The following is a 16,480-nucleotide window of genomic DNA, read 5'->3' as shown; positions in this document are numbered from 1 at the left end:
GCAGTCCCGCGTCAAGCATCGCCGGCCGGCTACCCGTCAACCGAACTTGTACTCATCAAGATTCGGCTTCGACATGGCATCGGCAAAAGCATCGTAGCTCCAGGGCCAGGTGCCCGGAACACCCTCGGCATCCAGATACCAGCTGGTGCAGCCAGTACCGAACACGGTGTTGCGCGCAGCCTCGACACGTCGTTCCTCGTACGCGGCGTGCGCTTCCCGCGTGGGGGCGACCCAGGATGCGTCTCCTTGGAGGACCGGCCGCATGAGCTGAGCGATATAGCCCCACTGCAGCTCAGCGATGTCGATCAGGGAAAAGTTGCCCACCGGTCCTGTAGGTCCATTGAGCATGAAGAAATTGGGGAAGGACGGAAGCGTCACCGCATAATGAGCGGTAGGACGGCGCGCCCAGAAATCGTCGAGATCCTGCCCTCCTGCACCGATTACCTTGGTGGGCTTGATGAACTTGTCCGCATGAAATCCCGTCGCCAGAGCAATCACGTCGAGTTCGTAGAACTTGCCGCTCTTCATGTGGATGCCGCGCTTCTCAACCCGATCAATGGCCGAAGTATCAATGACAACATCATGCTCCTGGATCCTGTCGTAATAGTTCCAGGAATAGATCAGGCGCTTGCAGGCCGCATGGTAATTGGGGCGCAGCGTCTCGCGGAGTTCCGGATCGCGCACGCCTTCCTCGAGATTGCGCAGGCACAGTTCCTCGATCTCCTTCATCTGCGGAGAATCAGGATCGACGATAGCCGACGTGAAACGGCGAACACCGTTCCAGTATTCCTCCCCATAACGAATCTCGTCGACCTTGGCCGGATCAGCGCGAAACGCCGCCCGGTCCGCGTCGGTATACTCGAACTGTGTGACGGGAAGGATCCATTGCGGCGATCGCTGAAAGTGCACCAGCTCGCGGGCGGTAGGCGCCAAAGCCGAGACGATCTGGACGCCGGTCGATCCGTTACCGATCACGCCGATCCGTTTTCCAGAGGGATCGAGCGCATCGTCCCAGCGGGCGGAATGGAACATTGCGCCCTCGAAATTGCGAAGACCTTCGATGTCCGGGTAACGGGGATGATGGAGTACGCCAGACGCTGCAATAACGATATCCGCTTCGTCCCTCCGACCATCGGCAAGTCCGATCTCCCACTTGCCGTCCTTCCAGGCACAATGTGTGACTTCCGAATCGGTCTGGATAAAACGACGGACGTCGTAATCGTCGATGACCCTCTGGAAATAGCTCTGGATCTCCGGCCCGGGCGCATAGAACGCGCTCCAGTCCGGATGGGGTGCGAAGCTGTAGGTATAGCAATGCGCCGGAACGTCGCATGTCAGCCCGGGATAGTGGTTTTCACGCCAGGTCCCCCCGATCGTTTGAGCCTTCTCGTAAACGACAAGGTTGTCCTGACCGGCCTCCGAAAGCTTGATGGCGGCCAGGATGCCGGACATTCCGGCACCGATAACGACAAAGCGCTTCTTTTCGCTCATAGCGATTCCATCTGGATTTTGAGGGTGTTTAGAAAAGCGATCACCGGACCGCCGTCGAGCGCACGGTGATCGAACGTAAGCGACGGCCTGATGACCCGACGAACGGCCGTCGCCCAACCGTCACCATCGGGGACCACCTTGACGGCGCGGACAATGCCGGGAAGGCCCAGCAGGGCGACCTGCGGCACGTTGAGCAAAGCCTCAGCGCGAATGACCGGACCGACCGAGCCGGGATTTGAAATCGTAAAGGTGCCGCCTTCGAGGTCCGCCGAGCTGAGCGAACCGTCGCGGGCTGCCTGAGCCACGCGCGCTATCTCTTCCGTCAGCCCCCTCGCGTTGAGCCGCTCCGCGTGGCGGATGACGGGAACGATGAGACCTCCCGCGGTATCGACCGCGATGCCCAGATGGACATGATCCCACTGGATGAGCGCCTCGTCGTTCCAATGCGCGTTGAGCGAACGATGCTCCACCAATGCGGAAACCGCGGCATGGGCGATGAGCCCCAGCACCGACGTCCCCTTGCCCGCCACCGAGGCCCGGTGCGCGAACAGTGCGGTGAGATCAATCTCCATGTCCGCGGTAAGCGACGGGACCGCTGCCGCCTCGACCATTCGCCGGGCGATCGTCTTGCGGCGCAGCGAATGAGGAACGACCCGCGCGCCCTCCGCCGAAGCAGCCGCCTGGTCCGCGGGACGGGAATCGGGAAGCACGCGGCCGGCAGGGGGCGCTATCGTCCGAGGCGCCGTCCCTGCGGCATTCGACACCTTCAGAACGTCCTTCCCGGTAATCTTGCCATAGGCACCCGACCCGGCGATGCCGGCAACATCGACGCCGTGCTGCGCCGCCAGCCGCCGGGCCAGAGGCGATATCCGCACGCCGCACGCCGCCGTTCGCGACAGCGGCCTGACAGCCTCCCCGTCCGCCGCCGCAACCTTCACCGGCGCGGCGGCATTTTCGGCCGAGGCGGGGCGCGGCTCTTGTCCGTCAAGGGCTGCTACAGCTTTCCTCAGTGCCGCCGGCCCGGTACCCGGCGCGGCCCATAATCCGATACAATCGCCGACCTTGAAATCGTCCCCCGGCTCCCCCTTGCGCTGCGCGAGAATGCCCGGAGAGGTCGCTTCGACTTCGGTCGTCGTCTTGTCGGTCTCGATCTCGTAGAGGATGTCGCCTTCGCCATAGGACTGACCCTCGTCGATGTGCCAGGCGACCAGCCTTGCGTTCTCGACCGAGCCCATGCGGGGGATTTTGAGTTCCTGGAGCATACCCACCCTTATATCGCGAACAACCGGCGCGCCGTGTCGGCGATGGCGTCGACCGAGGGAATCGACATCGCCTCGAGGTCACTGTGCTGAGGAAGGGGGAAGTCCTTGCCGCCGACCCGCAGCACGGGTGCTTCGAGGTCGAAAAAGATGCGCTCCTGAATTTGCGCCGCGATCTCCGCGCCCGGTCCGGCGGTCTTGGCCGCTTCGTGGACGACCATGGCGCGGTTGGTGCGAGAGACCGATTCGAGGACGCAATCCCAATCGAGCGGAACCAGGCTGCGCAGGTCGATCACCTCGCAATCGATCCCCTCGCCCGCCAGCGTATCCGCCGCCTCCAGCGACCGCGGCACCATCGAGCCGTAAGTAACGATGGTGAGGTCACGGCCTTGCCGAGGGGTCGCGGCCTTGCCGATCGGTACGATGAATTCGGGATCTGTCGAAACTTCGCCGCGTGCCCAGCCCAGTCCCTGCACCGAATGGAAAAGCACCGGATTGGGTTCGCGCAAGGCGGCCTTCATCAGCCCCTTGGCATCTTCCGGCGTCGAGGGAACCACGACCTTGAGACCGGGGAAATGCATCCCCAGCACTTCGGTGCAACTCGAATGCTCGGGACCCGCCCCTCCCATCGTGCCGATCGGAAAGATGATCACCGCTGTCATCGGCACATCAAGGCCATGCATGTAGCGCCACTTGGCAAGCTTGTGATAAATCTCGTCGCCCGCGATCAGTGCGAAATCGCCAAAGCCCATGTTGATCACCGGCTTCATCCCGACAATCGCCGCACCGGCCGCCAGCCCAGCCTCGAACGCCTCCGAGATACCACAGTCGATCACGCGATCGAGACCGAACTCCGAAGCGAGCCCCTTCTCCGCGCCGAACCATCCTCCCGTGGCCACGCCCTGACCCAGCACGAAGATCTCGGCGTCACGACGCATTTCCTCGACAAGGCCCAGGCCCATCGCAGCGTTATAGCCCATCACCTCACTGGACATGGTAGAGATCCCTCTCAATCACCGAGGCATCCGGTTCGGGTGCCGCCAGCGCCTCTTCGTATGCGGCCTTCACTTCCGCCTCGGCCTCCTGCGCGATGCGCTCCGCCGAATTGCCCCGCAGCCTTGCTGCAAGCACGTCGACAGGATCGCGATAGTCATCGAATTCATCGTCGGCCCGGTACTTCTGCGGGTCGCCGGCATAGTGCCCGTGCCGCCGGACAACCTTGGCTTCGATCAAAGTCGGCCCTTCGCCCCGGCGCGCGCGCGCGGCCGCTTCACGCGTCGCCTCGTAGACCGCTACAGCGTCTTGGCCGTCGACAATGATGCCGGGAATACCGTAGCCCTTGGCGAAGTCGGCGATGTTCTCCGTCGGGGAGACCTCCCCCAGCCGGGTACCGACCAGCAGGCCGTTGTTCTCGCAGAAATAGATGAGCGGCAACTTCCAGGCGGCCGCGTGAACCATCGTTTCGTGAAAAGTGCCGCGCGCCGAGGTGCCGTCGCCGAAGTCCGCGAGACTGACGCGGCCATCCTTGCGGATCCGGGAGGCAAGCGCCGATCCGCCGGCAAGAGGATAGACGCTGCCCAGCGTGGCACCCTCACCCATGACGCCGATCGAATAGTCAGCCCAGTGGGGAACGCCGCCGCCCTTGCCGCGCGTCGCGCCGTTCATCTTGCCGAGCAGATCGCCCAGAATGAGTCCGGCGGCCATTCCCTTTCCGATGGCCCAGGCCGAGCCTCGCCCCTGGTACCAGAGGTAATCGTCGCGCTCGAGCGCGGCCGTCGCGCCGATCGGCGCGGCCTCCTGGCCCTCGCCGGGGTGCCACCAACCGGAAAATTTGCGTTCGCGGGTGTGGACCAGCATCAAGCGTTCGATCGCACGCGCCACCGACATGCGATGAAACATCTGCTCCAGAAGCGCGGGGTCCGGCGCTGGCATCGTTATTCTCTCCCACATAAAGGGGTCATCAGCGCGCGGCACCGCAACCCCTGCGACAAAATACGCATTTCGGTCATTAGGTCAATCATAATCCATGTTTGCGTAACAAACCTCGCAGTGAATGACGTAATTTCGGTTGTCTTCGCACTTCTGCGCCGATATGCAGAGGAGCAGCTCAGGATAGACCATATGCTGAGCTCGGGAGAGCGAGGACCGAAACATCACCATGTCGCAAGCAAACCGTTTTCAGCATCTGCTGAGCCCTGGACGCATCAATCAGATGCAGTTGAAGAATCGCATATTCTTCTCCCCCATGGGCTCCAACCTTGCGGAAGAGGATGGCAGCGTCGGCGAGCGCCTACGCAGATACTATGTTGAACGGGCGAAGGGCGGCGCGGCTCTGGTCACGATGGGCTCGGTATCGGTCGGTTTCCCGGAAGGCGCCAGCAACTGGCGGCAGGAAGCCATTTCCGACGACCGCTTCATTCCCGGCATCCGTGCCTTGGCGGACGAAGTGCATGCCCACGACGCGAAGCTGGCGGCGCAATTGCAGCATGGCGGTCTGCTCGCGATGACAGACATGCTCGAAGGGCGTGGAGTGGCCTGCCCTTCGATTCCGCGCAAGTCCAAAGACAGCGGCGATTTCCTCGACGTCATGCTGGATGAAGAACAGGCCAAGTTCTTCGAACCTTACGCCAAGATGGGCGAAGTCATCTATAATCCGCTTTCCGGGGCCGACATCGCGCGCATAGTGGACATGTTCGCCGCCGCCGCCGAACGGGCGAAACGCGCGGGGATCGACGCGGTCGAGATCCACGGCGGCCACGGCTATGTCTTTTCAAGTTTCCTTTCGCCCGCCTACAACCAGCGCACCGACGAATATGGCGGCTCGGTTGAAAATCGCGCGCGCTTCCTGCTGGAGACGATTCGGGGGGTACGCGCCGCAGTAGGCCCCGACTACCCGGTGTGGATGCGCTTCGACAGCCAGGAATTCCAGCTTGCAAATGGCATCTCGCTGCAGGATGCAATGCGAACCGCACAGCTCGCGGAAGAGGCCGGCCTCGACGCAATCCATGTCAGCGCGCACGGGGATGGAAACTACGGCCGCACCTATTCGACTGGCCATGCCACGGATACCCGCAACGGTTTCGTGGCGAATGCCACTGCCATCAGCAAGGCCGTCTCCATTCCCGTGATCTGCCCGGGCCGGATCGAAGCCGAAGACGCTGACCGCTTCATCCGCGAAGGCCGGCTGGACTTTGTCACCATGGGCCGGAAATTGCTGGCCGATCCGCACCTGCCGAACAAGTTGCTCGCGGCCAAGCCCGAGGAAGTGCGGCCTTGCGTCTATTGCTACACCTGCATCAGTTCGATCTTCAATTCGAGCCATATCATGTGCGCCGTCAATCCGATGACGGGGTTCGAGACGGAACGGCAGCAGCAGCTGGCACCTGACAAGAAGACCATACTCGTCGTGGGCGGCGGCCCCGCCGGGATGGAATCGGCACGTATTCTCTCCGACAAGGGACACAAGGTCATTCTATGCGAAGCCGGCCCGCGCCTTGGCGGGACAGCGCAATTCGCCTCCGTCGCCTATGCACCGAACCAGCGGATCGTCGACTGGCTCAGGCGACAGGTGGCGCAGCGGCCAATCGAAGTTCGGCTCAAGACCCAGGTGACCCCGGAACTCGCCCGTTCGCTTCAACCCGACGAGATCGTGGTCGCAACCGGCGCCAAGCGCACCATGCCCGCGATCCCCGGCAGCGACCGCGATTTCGTGTTTTCCGGAGACGACATGCGCAGCCTGGTCCTCGGCCAGGATCTGGACAGCCTGAAGGACAAGACAAGCGCGTTCACGCGGCTTGCCATGAAGCTGGGGCGCCTGACCGGCGCGACCGGAAAGCTTGGCCTCCTGCGCACCGGTTCGAAATACTGGATGCCGTTGGGCAAGAAGGTGGTCATCATCGGCGGCGAACTCGTCGGACTGGAACTGGCCGAGTTCCTGGCCCATCGAGGACGCGACGTCACAGTGCTGGAGGAATCGAGCCGTGTAGGGCGCGGCCTGCCGCTGGTCCGGCGGTTCCGCGTTGTCGATGAATGTCACGAAATGAGCGTCGAACTGCTGACCAATGTGCGCGATTTCGTGATCAGCGATCACGTGGTCACATATTCCAACGACGCCGACCAACAGCGCACGATCGCGGCGGACACGGTGATCGTCGCCGAGGGCGCGGTCGGGGACACGCATGTTGCCGATGAACTGACCCCGCTCGGCATTCCCATCCATACCATCGGCGACTGCACCGGCGTCGGCTACATTGAAGGCGCCATGAGGGACGCCGCGCTGATGACCCGGTTCATGTAGCTCCACGACAAGGAAAGACGAGAACGTGGCAGAGACAGCAATATCGGAAACCGTCCTTTCTGGCCGGAATGCAAGCTGGCTCGTCGCGCTGGTCTGCGTCACCGGTCCGGCCCTCGTTGCACTAATACCCATGGCCGCTGCTCCGGCGCTGGTCTCGATGGCGCGGCATTTCGGCGCGACCGCGGACAGTCAGCTGTTTTCCCAGATCGTGATGACTCTGCCGGCTGCCATGCTGGTCGCATCGGCGCCGGCCGCCGGGTGGCTGGCACCACGGGTCGGGCAGCGGATCATCCTGCTGACTTCGCTGGTGCTCTACGTAGTCGGCGGAGCCGGCGTGCTGTTGATCCAGAGCGAAATCATGCTCATCTTCCTGCGGCTGATCCTCGGGATCGGCGGTGGGGGCTTGCTGACTTCCTGCCTCGGCCTCATCGGCGACCATTTTTCCGGCCATGAACGGGAAAAGCTGCTGGGATACGCGACCGCGCTGTCCTCCCTGTTCGCGGCATCGGCACTGGTATTCGGCGGGCGGCTTGTCGACATGGGCGGCTGGCAGACCCCTTTTACGCTCTATCTGCTCGGCATTCCGCTACTGATCCTGGCCAGCCTGACCATTCACAACCGCCCCCTGCCCCCGCGCGAGAAGACGCGGACGGATGTGAGCACCGAACTGCGCCATGTATGGGCGTACTATCTGCTGCTGATACTCCTCACGCTTGGCATGTTCACGCCTGCCGTGCAGGTCGCCTTCGTTCTACAGGCCAAGGGAATCGGCAGCGCCCAGACCATCGGCACCGTCATCGCGTCCACTTCGATCGTGGCTGTCTTTTCGGCCGGTGCCTTCGGGCGGTTGCGCCGCTTCTTCGGGCTGCACGGATTTCTCGTACTCAATGCGCTGTCAATGGGCGCCGGCATTCTCATAATCGGGGTCGCGGGCGAGGTGTGGCATATCCTGATCGGCTGCCTCTTTGTCGGCATTGGCGCCGGAATGTCGGAGCCGGCGACGGCTTCGATCATCTTCCGTAAGACCTCGCCCGTCGCTCATGCCATGGCAATGGGCCTGATCGTCAGCGCCCTGAACGCCGGGCAGTTCATAAATCCGCTGGCCTTTGCACCGTTACGGGAAGCTTTCACGGTAGCGGGTTCCTTCGTGGCGGTAGGCGCATTGCTGCTCGCAACCTCCCTGTTCATCGCCGCGCGCAACCGTGCGGACCTCTTCGAAAGGAATTGACCCATGGCACCGCGCTTTACCGGGAAACGCGTTCTTCTCACCGGGGGAGCTTCCGGAATTGGCCGCGCGACGGCTGACCTGTTTGCCGCGGAAGGCGCCATCGTCACCATCGGCGATATCGATATCGAGGGCGCGCAACGCGCGGCCTCGGAAACAGCAGGCCATGCCTTCGCTTACGATTCCCGCGACCCTGAAAGCGCGGTGTTACTCGCAGCCAAGGCGGCGGAGGCCATGGGCGGGATAGACATTCTGCTTAACATCGCCGGGATCATGACCTGGGGCCGCATCGAGGAGACATCCCCCGATGCATGGAAGCGCACTCTGGACATCAACCTGAGCGGACCCTTCTTCCTCACCCAGGCGGCCTTTCCATATCTTCGCGAGAGCAAGGGCAACATCGTCAACGTCGCCTCGGCCGGCGGCCTGCACGCTGTATACGGCACCGCCGCCTACGGCATTTCCAAGGCGGGCGTCATTTCGCTGACCAAGGCGGCATCACTGGAGTTTTCGAACTACGGCATCCGCGTCAATGCCGTCGCGCCCGGCGGCGTGGCCACGCCGATGCACGAAAAGAGCACGGCGGGCGGTGGGGTGGATCCTGAAATCTTCAGTACCGCAGCCGCGCGCAACATGCCGAAGCTGACCGATCGCGACGCCTGTACACCGCCTGAGATCGCGGCGGCCATCGCCTATCTGGCATCGGATGATGCCCGTTATGCCACCGGCACAATCCTCGTCCTCGATGGGGGCCAGACGACCGGGTAATACCAACGTATGGCCGCTAGGCGTCGTGCCCGGCGGCCACAGGTACAGCCGGGCCGGAACTCCGAACCTAAGCGTAGGATTCCGGAGCCGCGCCCACCGTCACATATGTCGGACGGGACTGCTCATCAATCGCCTCGATCAGGCAGAAGGGGCGGGTCGTGCGGGTTTCCGCAATCCACCAGCGGCCATCCCGGCGCACGTAGCGGTCGTCGTATTCGACGCCCATGGTGATTATCGTCGATTGCGCCGCGATAATGCTCTTGAAATGGAGCGACCACTTGCCGACCGCTTCGTCCGGCCCGGTCAGCGCGATCTCGGGATTGACCGCGTGATGGATGTCGAACACGCCGGGGGCACAGCCCAGTTGTTCGAACGTCGCGATAAACTCCTCACGGTCGCTGAACTCGGGAAATCCCTCGTAGGCGACAATCGCCCCGTCCGGCACAAAAGTCTCGCGCAGGTCATCCAGCCGCCGCTGGTCCAGCGCGCGGCAATAGCGCGCCTTCAGTGTGCGGATGGCTTCAATATCCTCCAGCGCCCCCAGACGGGCGCTCAGCGCTTCAAGCTGATCCTTTTCCATGGCAATTCCTTGTTCCATCGTCGTTGGGCACGGATCCTGACGCTACGGCCCCACGGGCGCGGGCACGAACGTGGAAAGCAGGCCGCCGTCAACGACATGCGCCTGACCGTTGACGAACGCGGCGGCGGGGCTGGCAAGCCACAAGGCCGCTTCGGCAACCTGCTGCGCCGAACCCATGCCGCGAAGCGGTACACGCCGCAGCATGTCCGGCGTAACGATGGCCTGGTCGGCCGATCCCATCATCGGTGTCTCGACCCCGCCGGGGCAGATTGCATTGATTCTGGCCCCCTTTGCCGCGAAGGCCGGCGTGCTGGCCTTTACAAGGCCGATCACGCCATGCTTGGCCGCGCTGTAGGCGGGGCTTTCATGCAGCCCTAGAAGACCCGCTGTTGACGACGTCACGACGACGGCGCCGCCATCGGCAACGACGCCATGCACGGCCTTGAGACCGAGAAAGGCACCTTTGAGATTTATGGCGAGATGCCTGTCGAACAACTCTTCGTCCGTCGCCTCAAAGCCGCCCATAGGACCGAGGTAACCGGCGTTGAGAAACGCGACGTCGAGCGTCCCTCCGGCCCCGAGGGCCGCCGCGACCATCTGCGCATTACCCTGCGCGGTCGAGATATCGGCCTGCACCCAAACGGCGCTTGCGCCAATCTCGGCCGCGACCGCCGCCGCGCCTTCCCCGTTCAGGTCCGCGACACAGACCCGCGCGCCTTCCTGCGCGAAACGGATCGCCGCCGCCCGGCCGATACCGGAGGCACCGCCGGTAACAAGCACGCTCCTGTCTGCAAAACCACTCACAGGGCCATGTACTCCCCGCCGTTCACATCGAGCGTCGCGCCGGTCACCACGCGCATGATGTCGGACACCATCGCCAAGGCGGCATGGGCACATTCCACTTCGCCGGGGACCCTGCCCAGGGCAATACCGGAAGCTATCTGCGCGATGGCCGCTTCGACGGTTTCCCCGCCTTCCGCCTCGCGCTGCTCGAGCCATGCCCGGGCGGGCGGGCTGATCGTCCACCCGAAGGCCGGCGTATTGACACGAATGTTCCTGGGTCCAAGTTCGGAAGCCAGTTGGCGGGTCAGGGCGGAAATTGCAGCCTTGGTCGCGGCATATCCGCCCTGGTTCGGCACGATCTTGCGTGCGACCTGGCTTCCGACATTGACGATCGCTCCGCCCCCTTGCGCCTCCATGACCGGCGTAACGGCCCGGATCATGCGCAGCGTACCGATCACGGTGACGTTGAACGCGGCGGCAAGCTCATCGAGGTCGAGCTCGTTGACCGGCTTGATGTCGCCCGGCTTGTAGGCACTGTTCACCAGACCATCGATCCGGCCGAATGCAGCGAGGCCATCCGCGACGACGCGCTCGCAGTCCTCCGTAAGCGTGATGTCAGCGCGAACCGCGATGGCTTCGCCCCCATTGGCGCGAATGAGCGCGGCAACTTCGTCCATGATCTCGCGCGATCGGGAGACCATGACCACGCGGGCACCCAGCCGGGCGGCCTCCTCGGCGAGGACCCTGCCGAAGCCCGGCCCGATCCCTGTGACGATTACAACTTTTCCGGCCAGCCAATCCATGCCTCTACCTCTCTGCACTTGCGCAGCGGCAAGCGCCTCGAAATTACAGGTTCCAGCCTCCGTCGCAGGATACTGTTTGCCCCGTGATATATCCGGCGCGGGCCGAGGCCAGGAATACCGCCGTTTCCGCGACCTCCTCCGGAAGACCATAGCGGTGGAGCGCAATCGTCTCCTGCACGGTCCGGTGCCATTCAGCGTCGAACGCGGTGTCCTTCAGCCGGTGGAAGATACCCGCATCGATCACGCCGATCGCAATGGAGTTCGTCCGCACGCCGTTTCCGCCCTCTTCGCGCGCGATGCCTTTCATAAGCTGCTGGATGGCGCCCTTGGGCGCGACCGACAGGACATCGCGCTCAGGCCATCGCACCACACCCGCCGATCCGATGTGAACATAGGAGCCGCCTTGCTTGCGCAGTTCCGGCAGCGTCGCGTGAACGACGTTGAAGAAGCCATTGACATCATTGTCGATCACGCGGCGCCATTCATCGGGCGTAACCTCGCTGATCTTGCGCATCTGGATATCATATCCCGTGGCGACAATCACGGTGTGCAGACGGCCGAATTCCTCCACAAGCGCGCGTACACCCTGCGCAAACCCGGCCGGATCGGTAACATCCATCTGCTGCGTCACGACCTGCACGCCGTGAGAGCGGGCATCTTCGGCTGCCGCTTCGGCCGCTTCCAGGTTGCCCCGATATGCAATCGCGACGTTAGCCCCTGCCGCGGCCAGCCTTTCGCTGATGACCTGCCCCGTACCCCCGCTCCCGCCGACGACGAGCGCGATACCTTCCGGAAAATCCGGGCCCAGCGAGCGAATCATCACATCTCTCCCAATTCACAGACAACCCATAGATTGCAGAGGCTATTGAGCTTGTCGACACGCACATCGAACATATTGCATCATATAGATGTCGTTTTGCGCATTATCAGTGCGATGATCAATCGACTTTTGTTGCCAGACGCGGTTTGATCCAGGTGAAGAATGCCCGTTGCTTCGCACCCTCCATTCTCGTAGCCGTTTGCCAAATGCGAAAGGATACACCCATAAGGCGGCAAATTGACGCAACTGACGAAGCTATTCTTGGGCTGTTGCGTGAAGACGGCCGCATGCCGTTCCGCGCAATGGCCGAGCGCCTCTCGATCAATGAAGCAACGATCCGGAGCCGGCTGCGCAAACTTGAGAAGTCGGGAGCCATGCGGGTGGTCGCGCGGGTTGACCTCGGCGCTTCGGGATATCCGTTCACAGCTGTTGTAGGCGTAAAAATCCGGGGTCGTGCTATCGACGATGTCGCAGCGGATCTGCTCAAGATCCCGGAAATCATCTCAATCCTGGTGGTCATCGGCCGCAATGACCTTGAAATCCAGGTGATCGCAAGGACCATGGACGCCCTGGACGATCTTTTGACCAACACAATCGCATCGATTGACGGCATTTCCGGACTGGAGAAGGCTCTTGCCACGAAAGTCGTCAAATACGTACAGCCCTGGGGTAGCTTCGAATGAAGGAGATCGAATTCAGCGAAATGGATCGCAAGATCCTGGAGCACCTGAGCATCGACGCCCGCCAGAGCAATCGCGAAATCGCGCGCGAACTGAATGTTGCCGAGGGCACGGTACGACAACGCCTCAAGCGCCTGATGGAAGAACGCGCTATCGAAGTTCTCGCGATCACCAGTTACGATCAGGATGCTGAACCCCTGATCGCCTATCTTTGGATCACGGTGGACACGAGCCATCCGTTCCAGGAAGTGCTCGATGCCCTTTCCGCGCTGGACGATGTCACGTACGTAGCGTCCCTCGTCGGCCGCGCAGACATCCTCGCCATCACGTGGGTGCGCGATCCGGGCCACCTTGCCGAGTTTCTTCATAACACTATCGACAAAATTCCCGGGGTCGCGGCCATTCGCTATGAGCTCGCACATCGCCTGATCAAGCACGACTACCGCGTCACACACATAGTGGCATGATTACGCAAATCGTTATTTTTTTACGATCTATCTTCGTTTTGCGTTGACATTGACCTGCGTTGGACAGACATTCTCGGTTTGAGGAGGATGAATGACTGTGCTCGATTCCCGCAGGCAACAGCTCAGGACGCTGTTTACAGCCATGATCACAGCGTACGGATGCAAGGACTTCGATACCTTTGCCCGCTATGTGCATGAAGATGCGGTGTTCGACTGGCCGTATTTGCCGCTCAGGGAATTTCCCAGCGAGGTAAAAGGGCGCGACCGGTTCATCGATATTTCGCGGGACGGCATGGCAAGCTGCGACGGCTATTTCCACAAGGTCCAGCGTTTCTACGATCTTGTCGACAGTGACATGCTGATCGTCGAATACAGGTCGGACACCGTATTGCCGTCCGGACAGCCATACGCGAACGACTATCTGGGTATCCTCAGGTTTGATGGCGACCTTGTCACGTATTGGCGCGAATACGTGAATCCCCTCCCGATCATTGAGGCCTATGGTTTGGGCTTTTCCAACCAGGCGGCCACGCCATGAACGATCCCTGGGACAAAGAGGTCGACGTGCTGGTGATCGGCACCGGGGCCGGGGCGATGGTCGCGGCCGCGACCGCCGCCGCGCACGGTGCAAAGACGCTGATCGTCGAAAAGAGCGACCTTTACGGCGGAACGTCCGCCACCTCCGGCGGCGGCGTCTGGATACCCGACAGCGATTCCGCGCGTGCGCAGGGGCAGTCCGACAGCGCCGAAGAAGCCTTTACCTATATCAAGGGCCTGGTCGGCAACACCGTCAGCGATCAGCGCATCAGGGCCTTCGTCGATCATGCCCGGATCATGGTGCGCTATGTCGAAAGCGTGAGCGATCTGCGCTTCATTGCCATCCCCTATACCGATTACCAGGCCGAGAAGCCGGGCGGCAAAATGGGGTATCGCAGCCACGAGACGAATACGCTGCACGCGAGCAACCTGCCCGAGCAAGACTTCGCTACCATGCGCCCCACCCATCCATCGGCGACGCTGTTCGGCTTCATCCCCTGGACGACCATGGAAGCCGCGCCGATGATCACGCGCGGGCCGGGCTGGATGAAGACCATGGCCAAGGTCCTGTGGCGGTATTACAGCGACATCCCGCAACGCCTGCGTTCCAGACGCAGCCGCTTTCTCGTTTTCGGCAACGCCATTGCAGGACATCTCAAGATCGCGCTGAACCGGCACGGCGCGGAAACGTGGCTCCAGTCGCCGCTCGTCCGATTGATCCGCGACGGCGAAGGGGCCGTCGAAGGCGCGGTGATCCGCCACGAAGGCAAGGAGCTTCGCGTCCGTGCCGCGAAAGGCGTCATCCTCGGCGCCGGCGGCTTCGAACGAAACAAGGAGATGCGCGACCGTTATCTTCCGGGCGAAAGCGAACCGGAATGGTCAGCGGGACAAGTGCACAACACCGGCGACGCCATCCGCGCGGGCATCGAGATCGGAGCCGCCCTGGACCTGATGGACGAGGCGTGGTGGGCCCCAACCGTGCGCGTCCCGGGCGAACAGAGGGGACGCCCGCTGTTCTACGAACGCGCGCTGCCGGGTAACATCATCGTCAATCAGATCGGCGAGCGCTACATGAACGAGGCGCGCAGCTACGACATCGCCGGCAAGGCCATGATCACCGCCGACCGGCCCGAAGCGCGTTCGGTGCCGTCGTGGATCATCCTCGACGCCCGCTTCCGCAGGAAATACCCGATGGGACCACTGCTTCCGGTGTTTCCCGACTGGATGCTGCCCCGCAAGGTCAGATCCATGTATCACAAAGCGTCGAGCATAGCCGATCTTGCGCGGAAGATGGGAGTGGATCCGGTCCGCCTGGAGACGACGGTGACGAAAGTCAACGACTACGCCCGAAGCGGTGTGGATGCCGATTTCGGACGAGGATCGGCGCCATACGACAGGTATTATGGAGACCAGTCGGTTGCGCCCAATCCAAACCTCGCGCCGATCGACAAGCCGCCGTTCTACGCGTTGCGCGTCTATCCCGGCGATATCGGCACCAAGGGAGGACTGTTGACCGACGAGAAAGGCCGCGTTCTCGACACGTCCGGCCGGGTCATCGAAAGGCTTTACGCGATCGGCAACAACTCCGCTTCGGTCATGGGGCCGGCCTACCCCGGCGCGGGCTCCACACTCGCCCCGGCCATGACCTTCGGATACCTGTCCGCACTCGATGCGGTCGGCGCGGAGCCCCTGCGGGGCGGCGCCGCGAACTGACAGCATCACACTCGAGGCGGGAAGGGGCTGCTCGATCGTCATCGCCCGCATTTGGAGGATCATGCCATGAAATCGGTGCTCATTACCGGGGCCTCAACCGGCTTCGGGCGCCTTGCCGCCATCGAGCTGGCCGCAAAGGGCTGGCTGGTGTTTGCCTCAATGCGCAACCTGGCGAAGGCCACCGCTCTCACCGAAATCGCACTGCCCTCAGACTGCGGCGGGCAGATCGTTCCCGTCGAACTGGACGTGACATCTCCGGACTCCATCGAAAGCGCCGTCGAAACGGTGCTTGTGCGGACCGGCGGTACGCTGGACGTGCTGCTCAACAATGCCGGCTATTCGATCATGGGCGCGTTCGAGGATTACAGCGACGCCCAGTGCCGCCAGCAGATGGATACGAACTTCTTCGGAGCGCTCGGCGTAACCCGCGCCGTCCTTCCCGCCATGCGCAAGGCCAGGAGCGGCCGCATCATCATTGTCACCAGCAACGCAGTGAACTCCCCTCACCCCTTCCTTTCGCTTTATGCCGCCTCGAAATGGGCACTGGAAGGCTGGGCGGAAGGTCTTGCCATGGAACTCGCGCCGTTCGGCATCGAGGTCGCCGTGCTGCAGCCCGGTGCCCATCGCACCGAGTTTGCCGGCAACGTCGAATTCGTCCAGGCCGAAGAGAGCGCCTATGCTCCGCTGATCCAGGCCGCGATGCCGGGCATAAGCAATCTCGATCGCTGGGGCCGTGATCCCGCGCGCGGCGCGGCAAGCCTGGTCGAGGCGGTATGCAACGACAGCATTCCCTTCCGGCAACAGATCGGTGAGGATTCGCAGATCTTCGCGGCGTTGAAGGGGGCGGCGCCATACGAGGTCCGCGCCCTTGCGCTTCGCGCGATCGTGGGCCTGCCCGGCCCCGACGCTCTTGTCGATGCGCCTGGCAACCCATCATCGGCGGATGAGACGCCCGTGGCCGAAGAAATCATGCAAATCGTCATGAATGCGGCTGGCAAGGACCCGGAACTGACCTCGGCCGTGAGAAGAACCTTCCTGGACCGTTGACGAACGGGGG

Annotated in this window: 16 protein-coding genes; 8 read left to right on the top strand and 8 right to left on the bottom strand. The window is 62.6% G+C overall.

All coding sequences use genetic code 11. The features are described from left to right. Positions 1-36 precede the first annotated feature (36 nt). Genes IEX32_RS13480 through IEX32_RS13465 form a run of 4 tightly spaced genes read right to left on the bottom strand, consistent with a single transcriptional unit; the run spans position 37 to position 4,682 of the window. Positions 37-1,491: a flavin-containing monooxygenase gene (locus IEX32_RS13480; RefSeq protein WP_188772061.1), complete on the bottom strand. Its 1,455-nt coding sequence runs from the start codon at positions 1,489-1,491 to the stop codon at positions 37-39. Next, positions 1,488-2,753 carry a dihydrolipoamide acetyltransferase family protein gene (locus IEX32_RS13475; protein WP_188772060.1) on the bottom strand — a complete coding sequence of 422 codons (1,266 nt, stop codon included), beginning with the start codon at positions 2,751-2,753 and terminating at the stop codon, positions 1,488-1,490. The genes IEX32_RS13480 and IEX32_RS13475 overlap by 4 nt, the downstream gene beginning before the upstream one ends. A gap of 8 nt (positions 2,754-2,761) precedes the next feature. Beyond that, on the bottom strand, positions 2,762-3,745 hold the full coding sequence (locus IEX32_RS13470) for an alpha-ketoacid dehydrogenase subunit beta (RefSeq protein WP_188772059.1): 984 nt from the start codon (positions 3,743-3,745) through the stop codon (positions 2,762-2,764). Beyond that, positions 3,735-4,682 (bottom strand): thiamine pyrophosphate-dependent dehydrogenase E1 component subunit alpha, encoded by a 948-nt coding sequence (locus tag IEX32_RS13465; RefSeq protein WP_188772058.1) that lies wholly within the window; start codon positions 4,680-4,682, stop codon positions 3,735-3,737. Before IEX32_RS13465 ends, IEX32_RS13470 begins: the two co-directional genes overlap by 11 nt. 226 nt (positions 4,683-4,908) lie before the next feature. Here IEX32_RS13465 and IEX32_RS13460 point away from each other — a divergent pair, with 226 nt between their 5' ends. Genes IEX32_RS13460 through IEX32_RS13450 form a run of 3 tightly spaced genes read left to right on the top strand, consistent with a single transcriptional unit; the run spans position 4,909 to position 9,040 of the window. Next, positions 4,909-7,047, top strand: coding sequence for an oxidoreductase (locus IEX32_RS13460; protein WP_188772057.1), 2,139 nt, complete (start codon positions 4,909-4,911; stop codon positions 7,045-7,047). 25 nt (positions 7,048-7,072) lie between these two features. Then, the gene (locus tag IEX32_RS13455; protein ID WP_229736366.1) at positions 7,073-8,275 is read left to right on the top strand and encodes an MFS transporter; all 1,203 of its coding nucleotides are present in this window, start codon (positions 7,073-7,075) and stop codon (positions 8,273-8,275) included. A gap of 3 nt (positions 8,276-8,278) precedes the next feature. Then, entirely contained in the window at positions 8,279-9,040 is a 762-nt protein-coding gene (locus IEX32_RS13450) for an SDR family NAD(P)-dependent oxidoreductase (protein WP_188772056.1), read from the top strand. A 67-nt stretch (positions 9,041-9,107) separates the two neighbouring features. On the opposite strand, the gene IEX32_RS13445 is transcribed toward IEX32_RS13450, so the two are convergent. Genes IEX32_RS13445 through IEX32_RS13430 form a run of 4 tightly spaced genes read right to left on the bottom strand, consistent with a single transcriptional unit; the run spans position 9,108 to position 12,026 of the window. Beyond that, on the bottom strand, positions 9,108-9,620 hold the full coding sequence (locus IEX32_RS13445; protein WP_188772055.1) for a nuclear transport factor 2 family protein: 513 nt from the start codon (positions 9,618-9,620) through the stop codon (positions 9,108-9,110). A 42-nt stretch (positions 9,621-9,662) separates the two neighbouring features. Then, positions 9,663-10,424, bottom strand: coding sequence for an SDR family NAD(P)-dependent oxidoreductase (locus IEX32_RS13440; RefSeq protein ID WP_229736365.1), 762 nt, complete (start codon positions 10,422-10,424; stop codon positions 9,663-9,665). Then, entirely contained in the window at positions 10,421-11,206 is a 786-nt protein-coding gene (locus IEX32_RS13435) for an SDR family oxidoreductase (protein ID WP_188772053.1), read from the bottom strand. The genes IEX32_RS13440 and IEX32_RS13435 overlap by 4 nt, the downstream gene beginning before the upstream one ends. A gap of 43 nt (positions 11,207-11,249) precedes the next feature. Then, the gene (locus tag IEX32_RS13430; RefSeq protein WP_188772052.1) at positions 11,250-12,026 is read right to left on the bottom strand and encodes an SDR family oxidoreductase; all 777 of its coding nucleotides are present in this window, start codon (positions 12,024-12,026) and stop codon (positions 11,250-11,252) included. Between the two features lie 206 nt (positions 12,027-12,232). Here IEX32_RS13430 and IEX32_RS13425 point away from each other — a divergent pair, with 206 nt between their 5' ends. The 5 genes from IEX32_RS13425 to IEX32_RS13405 all read left to right on the top strand — a co-directional run bounded on the left by IEX32_RS13425 (position 12,233) and on the right by IEX32_RS13405 (position 16,470). Further along, entirely contained in the window at positions 12,233-12,709 is a 477-nt protein-coding gene (locus IEX32_RS13425; protein ID WP_188772051.1) for an Lrp/AsnC family transcriptional regulator, read from the top strand. After that, positions 12,706-13,173 carry an Lrp/AsnC family transcriptional regulator gene (locus IEX32_RS13420; RefSeq protein WP_188772050.1) on the top strand — a complete coding sequence of 156 codons (468 nt, stop codon included), beginning with the start codon at positions 12,706-12,708 and terminating at the stop codon, positions 13,171-13,173. Before IEX32_RS13425 ends, IEX32_RS13420 begins: the two co-directional genes overlap by 4 nt. A 91-nt stretch (positions 13,174-13,264) precedes the next feature. Next, positions 13,265-13,711 carry a nuclear transport factor 2 family protein gene (locus tag IEX32_RS13415; protein WP_188772049.1) on the top strand — a complete coding sequence of 149 codons (447 nt, stop codon included), beginning with the start codon at positions 13,265-13,267 and terminating at the stop codon, positions 13,709-13,711. Then, the gene (locus tag IEX32_RS13410) at positions 13,708-15,423 is read left to right on the top strand and encodes an FAD-binding protein (protein WP_188772048.1); all 1,716 of its coding nucleotides are present in this window, start codon (positions 13,708-13,710) and stop codon (positions 15,421-15,423) included. The genes IEX32_RS13415 and IEX32_RS13410 overlap by 4 nt, the downstream gene beginning before the upstream one ends. A 66-nt stretch (positions 15,424-15,489) precedes the next feature. Continuing rightward, the gene (locus IEX32_RS13405) at positions 15,490-16,470 is read left to right on the top strand and encodes an SDR family oxidoreductase (RefSeq protein WP_188772047.1); all 981 of its coding nucleotides are present in this window, start codon (positions 15,490-15,492) and stop codon (positions 16,468-16,470) included. Positions 16,471-16,480: the final 10 nt, after the last annotated feature.

The organism is Novosphingobium endophyticum, from assembly GCF_014640675.1.
GTDB lineage: Bacteria > Pseudomonadota > Alphaproteobacteria > Sphingomonadales > Sphingomonadaceae > Novosphingobium > Novosphingobium endophyticum.
Note: the sequence above shows the minus strand (reverse complement) of the source record. Positions and strands in the feature narration are given on the sequence as shown.